Consider the following 6,406-nt stretch of genomic DNA (forward strand, 5'->3'; position numbering starts at 1 on the left):
GAAGAACAGAGCGACCTCGCCTCCTTCGCGGGCATGTTCGACCTGGCCAACGGGATCGCCGTGCGCGCAGATCCCGAGAAGGTGATCTACCCCAATATCGACTTGACCGCCCACCTGTTTCGCCAGCCCGAAGGGGAATGGGTTGGATACGACACCCGAGTGTCATTCGGCGGCGAGGGCGTGGGCCTTACCGAAACCGTGCTCCACGACATGCATGGCCCGGTCGGGACGAGCTCGCAGATCCTTACGGTCCGGCCGCGCTAGCTCTCGCGCTGTCCGAGGGGCCGCGTTCCGAATCGCTTGCGCAGCATGCGGACCTCGATTCCATGTCCGATCGCAGTGCCGAGATAGGTGCCGGCGAAGGTGAGGGCGACGATCGGGAGGAGCTTTTCCCACAGGTCGAAAAAATCGGTGCCTGTAATGCCGAACGCGATGGACCCGATGATGATGGCGATGGACGAGGCGATTAGTGCCGAATGAAGTGACCCCGAGAACGCCAGCAGGTCCCGCGAGTCTGGTTCTTTACTCCGCTCTTCTGCCATGACCGCCCCTTAGCTCGATATGTACGCAGCTTAAATATAAGATCGACTATTCGTCACGGTCCAGGTTCTCCCGTTACGTAAACGAAAGTGCGACCAATGCGCCGTCGAGTAGGTCACGAAAAGTACCGGATCACGAGAGCGTCCTTCGACGTCATCTCCGTATTTCCCGCACTCGCGGCGACGGCCGTCCCCGGGCCGGTGTTCTCGGCTGTGTTGCAACTCCACGGCTACGGGCCGTCAGCGGTGCGGAATCGGCTCGTGCGTATGGTCCACCAGGGCCAGCTGGTGTCCGATCGCTCGGGCAGGGCTTCGCTGTACCGAGTACATCCCGCGCTCCAGGAGAAGATGGACCAGCTGCGCAGCCGGCTGCATCCACCCACGTTCGATGGGCATTTCCACATGGTCGTGCATGCGATCCCGGAATCGGAACGTCAGCTTCGCGATCGCCTGACCTATCTCGCCCGTTACCTCGAATATCGGGCGCTTCGGCCGGGTGTGCTCCTCGGCTTCGTGGACCGGTCCGAGCGGCTGTCTCACAAGCTGCGAGGCGCCATGGAGTGCTCCGATGACTCGTGGTTTTCCTTCGGTACGGTCGTCCCGCCCTCCGAGGAGGCTGCAGAAAGCTGGGTGCGGAGGGCGTTTCTCTGCGACGGTGTTTCCGAGAAAATCGGTGCACTTGAGGCGAGGATCGAACGTCTGGCCCCGACCGGCGACGGCGGGGAACTGATCAGCTACATGGATGCGCTGTACGACGTGCTGTGGCTATTCAACGAAGTCGCAGTGCTCCCGGCCGAATTCACGCACCTATCGGACGACGATGCGCGATTATTCGCCCTGCTCGAAAAATTGGACGCGTTTTACAGGGAGCATTGCGACATTCGGGTAGTGGAGAAGGCGCTCAGCGTTCCTGCCGCGAGACTTATCGAATACGAGGAAACCGATGCCGTTGACGCATTACCAAAGGAATGAAAACCTCGCAGGTTGCATTGGTACGTGTGTGGTGGGCCCAGCCGGACTTGAACCGGCGACCAGCGGATTATGAGTCCGCGGCTCTAACCAACTGAGCTATAGGCCCTGGCGCGATATATCGTACCGGCAGCCGGGGCGTTTCTAGGCAACAGGTGTGGCTTTGCTCTCGTCGAACAGCTTTGCGTCGTGGGCATTGAAAATCACGAGGCCCGGGTCGCGTCGCTTCCATAGCTCATGCAGCCGGTCCTGGTTGTCGAGATACATCCCCAGATCGAAGGCGTTGAGATAGGCCTGCGCCTTCATTCCGAACGGGACGCGGTGCCGAAGCCCGCGAATCTCATTGCGATGGTCGAAGGCGTCTCCGCAGTGCAGGAGCCATCGTCCGCCGTCATCCACTGCCACACACGCATGCCCGCGCGAATGTCCGGGCATGGTGACGAGAACGATGCCAGGATCAATCTCGGTGAGCTCCTTCGCCGCAGCGAAATCGTTCCACCGCTCGCCAAACGGGCTGTGCTCGACGACCTTGGGCCCGTGGGAGAACTGTGCAAGGTTGTAGCGAATCCGCTCATGGCGCGTCGGCCCACGCAATGCGCCGAGGGCCTCGGCGCTCGTCACGTGGATCTGAGCCTCCGGGAAGTCGGAAAGACCGCCGGCGTGATCGAAATCCATGTGCGTGAGCACGATATGGCGAACATCCTGCGGGTCGAACCCGAGCGCGCGCACCTGGTTGACGGCGAACTCCTGCGGGTCGGCGGCCAAGCCAAGCACGTGGCGCATTGGACCGAGGCGGGCGGCCGGTTCTGCGAAGTCGGCCGCACTCATCCCTGAATCTACGAGCACGAGGCCGCGTGGGGTCTCGATGAGTAGAACGTGGCAAACCATCCGCGCCACCGAGGTGTTCATTGTTCCGCAGTTGAGGTGGTGGACGCGTAGACCCATAGGACGATTTCCTCATTTCGAAGCGGGTGCGATCTGTCGCACAAGCTAGCACGGAACCCGCATCGCTGCGGGGCAAATTCCAGGCTGGATAAGGTGGGGGCATGGTCGACGACAATAAGCGCAAGCGCCTGCTCGAAGCCCTGGCCGATATCGATGCATGGCCGGTCGACAATGCCGCCGCCGCGGTTATCGCACCTCCTGACGTCGGCGATGCGCCGGATATCCTGGCGACCCACGGCGATACGGGTGCGGTGTTCGAGCTCGCCTCGGTGACCAAGTTGCTTACCGCCGGCGCGGCGCTCATGGCCGTCGAGGAAGGTGCGATCGAGCTCGACGATGCCGCGGGACCGGAGGGCGCCACGGTGCGGCACCTGCTCGCCCACGCCTCGGGCGTCGCGTTCGATTCCGCGGAGGTCAAGGCCGAGCCGGGCACCAAGCGCATCTATTCGAGCGCCGGCTACGAGATACTCGCCGACCACATCGCGGAATCGACGGGGATAGAATTCCCGGCCTACCTCGCCGAGGGGTTGTGCGGCGCATTGGGGATGACGTCGACGGAGCTCCACGGATCGGCGGGGCACGGCGCCAGGTCCACGGTGGACGACCTGAGCGCGCTGGCGGCGGAGATGTTGTCGCCGCGGGTGCTGTCCCCGCAGACATGGACAGAGGCGTGTGAGGTCGCCTGGCCGGAGATCAACGGCCTCGTGCCGGGCTACGGGATGTTCAAGCCATGCCCGTGGGGGCTCGGACCGGAGATCAAGGGCGACAAGAGCGCTCACTGGACCGGCACGCGGAACTCCGCCCGCACCTTCGGCCACTTCGGCCAGTCGGGGACGCTGATGTGGGTCGACCCGGAAGCAGGGGACGGCGGAGTGGCGCTTGTCGTTCTCACCGATCGCGCATTCGGGGACTGGGCCAAGCCTCTCTGGACGGACGTGGCCGATGCCGTGATCGAGGCGACGGCATAGCCGCTGCGTCCGACGTCATACTGAATCTTTTTCGGCTCTACATTCGTGTGGGCGACACGCCGCCGTGGCGCCGCGCCCGGACGCGCCGAGAGCTGTACGTTAACTGAGAATGAAGAACTGTACCTTGTAGCCATTAGGCACATGAGGCACACTGGAATTCAGCTGTAACACGAGACAACAGAATTTACATATAGACATCAGAACTCACCTGGTTCTTGAGGCGTAGGGGAAGACGTTCCTCAAGCGAATCGGGAGTGTTGTTCGATGACAGACCTAAAAATTTACGGAGACACGACGACGGGTGTGGTTTTCATCCACGCCACGCCGGTGGCTCTGTGCCAGCACGTGGAGTGGTCCTTGCGGACCATTCTCGAACGATCCGGCGAGCTCACGTGGGCCGAGCAGCCGGCGCTTTCCGGTACCCGGAAGGCGATCATCGACTGGATTGGCCCAGTGGGGACCGGCGCCCGTCTTGCGCAGGCCCTGGAAAAGTGGGATCTCATCTCGTTCGAGGTCACCGAGGATCCCTCGGAAATGGTCGACGGCGAGCGGTTCTCGTACACCCCCGACCTCGGGATGTGGCGTGGACAGACGGGCGCCTCGGGCGACGTTGTGCTCGGCGAGGATCGCCTCCGCCACCTGATGAGCCAAGGCGCCGAGTCATTCCATGCCGCCATGGAAGACGAGCTCGGCACCGCCTGGGACAGCGCTCTCGAACCGCTGCGCGGATTCGACAACACCCCGGAAGTGACCTGGCTTTCGCGCGTGGGCTAAAGCCCGTCGCACGCGTCGGTGGTCACGAACAACGCTCCCGGGACTACTCGGTCCCGGCCACCACGATGCCGCGATCGGCAAGTAGCTTCCGAAGGACGTCGGGATAGTTCGTAATGATCCCGTCGACCCCGGCGTCGATGAGGTATTCCATGGTTGCGGTGTGGTCGACCGTCCACGGAACGACCTTCAGCCCCAACTCATGTGCCCGGGCGACCAGCTCGGGTGTTGTATAAGGTTCGCACTCATCTTTCGACACGTCGCAGGTCTGCGGCGTGGTATCCACCGGGGAATAGGCCTTGACGCCGGGCAACGACGCCGCCGCGGCGACACCGTCCCCACCAAAGTCGTCGACATCCAGCCCGCCGAGCCACGCAGACTTGCCGGGCATTCCGACTTCCAGGAAATCGCCGTTCGTCAGCGCAACGAGGGGGATAGAGGGATCGATTTCGTGCATGAGCCGGAGCGCGCCCCAATCGAAGCTTTGGATCTCGACTCGGTCGCCCATCCCGGACGCGGAGATCTCCTCATGGACTCTGCGCACGAATTGTTCGCGAGGCGCGGTCTCTTCCGGCGCCGAAGCTTCCACCTTCGTCTCGATATTGAAACGCACCTCGTTGTTTCCGCTTTCCCGAACGAGATCGAATACCTCGGCGAGGGTCATCATCTTCGAACCGGGATGGAGCTGCTGGTCCGGGTAATCGGATTTGCGCAGGGAACCGCAGTCGAGCGTCTGGATCTGCGCGAGGGTGAGTTCCTTGACGAAATGCTCGGTGTACGGGAAGAGGGGGTCGTCGTCGGCGAGTGGCTCGGTGTCCTGGCAGACGGAGGTGTTTATTTTGCGGTCGTGAGTGACCACGACCTGTCCGTCCGCGGTGATTTGAGTGTCCAGTTCGAGTGTCGTGACGCCGACCCGAAGTGCCTCGCCGAAGGAAAAGGGAGAGCTTTCGACGTGGAGCCCGACGCCGCCGCGGTGGGCCTGGAGGTCGAAGCCGTCGGGCAGTAGATTCATCGATTCGTCCTTGCTTCCGGATCCCAGTGAACCGACCGTATCGGCAATCGTCGATGTCGACCCTGATTGGCTTGCCGCGTCGATGGATGAGGACGGTGAGGCGGGAACGGCCGGGACGATCGCCATCGTCAGAATGACGCTAATCGCAGCTGCGCGGGCGGTCCTGAGAGCAAGCACGGAATTCTCCTTCGCCGACATGGTTGCAGCCGGGAACTGCTCGGCCCGTCGATGCCCGCCACGGTAGGAGGCGGGAGTTTACGGCGGGTAGCCAGTCGATTGACGCGAGGAGAAGGGCTACGAACGACTTCGCGCCCACCTCCCCGGGCGGGGAGATGGGCGCGGGGCGCGCGAGCCCGTGCGGCTAGAGCGGGATGTTGTTGTGATTGCCGCGCTGGTGCGGTGCAAGCGCCAACGTCGAGGCGATCCGGTAGCGGGTCTCGGCAGGCTGGATGACCTCGTCGACGACGCCGATGTCCATCGCGCGGCCGACACCGCCGGAAATCTTGGCGTGCTCTTCGGCCAATCGATCATGGAGGGCCTCGCGCTCGGACTCCGGCGCCGCTGCCAGCGCACGCTTGTGCAAGACGCCTACAGCCGCTTTGGCGCCCATTACGGCGACCTCTGCGTTCGGCCACGCGTACACCGCAGAGGCTCCGAGCGCCATCGAGTTCATGGCGATGTAGGCGCCGCCGTAAATTTTGCGCGTGACGAGGGTGACCCTGGCGACCTTCGCTTCGGAGAATGCGTGGAGCAGTTTGGCACCGCGGCGTACGACGCCGTCCCATTCCTGTGCCACGCCCGGGAGGTAGCCCGGTACATCGACAAGAACGACGAGCGGGATCCCGAACGCATCAGCCATACGCACGAAACGCGCGGCTTTCTCCGCGGATTCGGAATTTAGGCATCCGCCAAGCCGAAGCGGATTGTTCGCGATGATGCCCACGGTACGACCGGCTAGACGTCCGTATCCGACGACGATCGACGGAGCCCACTTGCTCTGCAGTTCGACAAAACTAGAGGAGCCGTCCTCGCGGGCATCGACGACGTGATCGACGATGGGATGAACATCGTAAGCCCGACGCGGGGATTCCGGGAAGAGTGCGCCAATGTCCTCGTGCTCGTTGCGGAGGGCCTCCGCGTCGAATACGCCCTGCTGGCTGAAGAGAGTGGACAGCTCGCGGGCCCTCTCGTATGCCTCGCCT

7 protein-coding genes, 1 tRNA gene and 1 pseudogene are annotated in these 6,406 nt (G+C 63.0%); 4 read left to right on the forward strand and 5 right to left on the reverse strand.

The window, feature by feature from the left end; all coding sequences use genetic code 11:
• Window positions 1-264, forward strand: a pseudogene (locus K8V11_RS10005) (acyl-CoA thioesterase domain-containing protein); the annotation flags it as partial.
• On the opposite strand, the gene K8V11_RS10010 reads toward K8V11_RS10005, so the two are convergent.
• Entirely contained in the window at window positions 261-542 is a 282-nt protein-coding gene (locus K8V11_RS10010) for a hypothetical protein (protein ID WP_303913511.1), read from the reverse strand. The pseudogene K8V11_RS10005 and the gene K8V11_RS10010 sit on opposite strands and share 4 nt — an antisense overlap.
• A 96-nt stretch (window positions 543-638) precedes the next feature.
• On the opposite strand from K8V11_RS10010, the gene K8V11_RS10015 reads away from it, so the two are divergent.
• Window positions 639-1,511 carry a hypothetical protein gene (locus tag K8V11_RS10015; RefSeq protein ID WP_303913514.1) on the forward strand — a complete coding sequence of 291 codons (873 nt, stop codon included), beginning with the start codon at window positions 639-641 and terminating at the stop codon, window positions 1,509-1,511.
• A 29-nt stretch (window positions 1,512-1,540) separates the two neighbouring features.
• Here K8V11_RS10015 and K8V11_RS10020 read toward each other — a convergent pair.
• A tRNA-Ile gene (locus K8V11_RS10020) sits at window positions 1,541-1,617 on the reverse strand.
• A 35-nt stretch (window positions 1,618-1,652) separates the two neighbouring features.
• On the reverse strand, window positions 1,653-2,453 hold the full coding sequence (locus K8V11_RS10025; RefSeq protein ID WP_303913517.1) for an MBL fold metallo-hydrolase: 801 nt from the start codon (window positions 2,451-2,453) through the stop codon (window positions 1,653-1,655).
• A 101-nt stretch (window positions 2,454-2,554) separates the two neighbouring features.
• On the opposite strand from K8V11_RS10025, the gene K8V11_RS10030 reads away from it, so the two are divergent.
• Together K8V11_RS10030 and K8V11_RS10035 are read left to right on the forward strand one after the other, a co-directional pair.
• Window positions 2,555-3,421, forward strand: a complete 867-nt coding sequence (locus K8V11_RS10030) for a serine hydrolase (protein ID WP_303913520.1) — start codon at window positions 2,555-2,557, stop codon at window positions 3,419-3,421.
• Window positions 3,422-3,685: 264 nt separating this feature from the next.
• Window positions 3,686-4,195 (forward strand): DUF3145 family protein, encoded by a 510-nt coding sequence (locus K8V11_RS10035; RefSeq protein WP_303913523.1) that lies wholly within the window; start codon window positions 3,686-3,688, stop codon window positions 4,193-4,195.
• A 43-nt stretch (window positions 4,196-4,238) separates the two neighbouring features.
• On the opposite strand, the gene K8V11_RS10040 is transcribed toward K8V11_RS10035, so the two are convergent.
• The gene (locus K8V11_RS10040) at window positions 4,239-5,381 is read right to left on the reverse strand and encodes a glycerophosphodiester phosphodiesterase family protein (RefSeq protein ID WP_303913527.1); all 1,143 of its coding nucleotides are present in this window, start codon (window positions 5,379-5,381) and stop codon (window positions 4,239-4,241) included.
• A gap of 184 nt (window positions 5,382-5,565) precedes the next feature.
• Window positions 5,566-6,406, reverse strand: an 841-nt coding sequence (locus K8V11_RS10045) for a carboxyl transferase domain-containing protein (protein WP_303913530.1), incomplete at its 5' end; no start/stop codon positions are given.

The sequence above is a fragment of the Dietzia timorensis genome (assembly GCF_020742175.1).
Lineage (GTDB): Bacteria > Actinomycetota > Actinomycetes > Mycobacteriales > Mycobacteriaceae > Dietzia > Dietzia timorensis_A.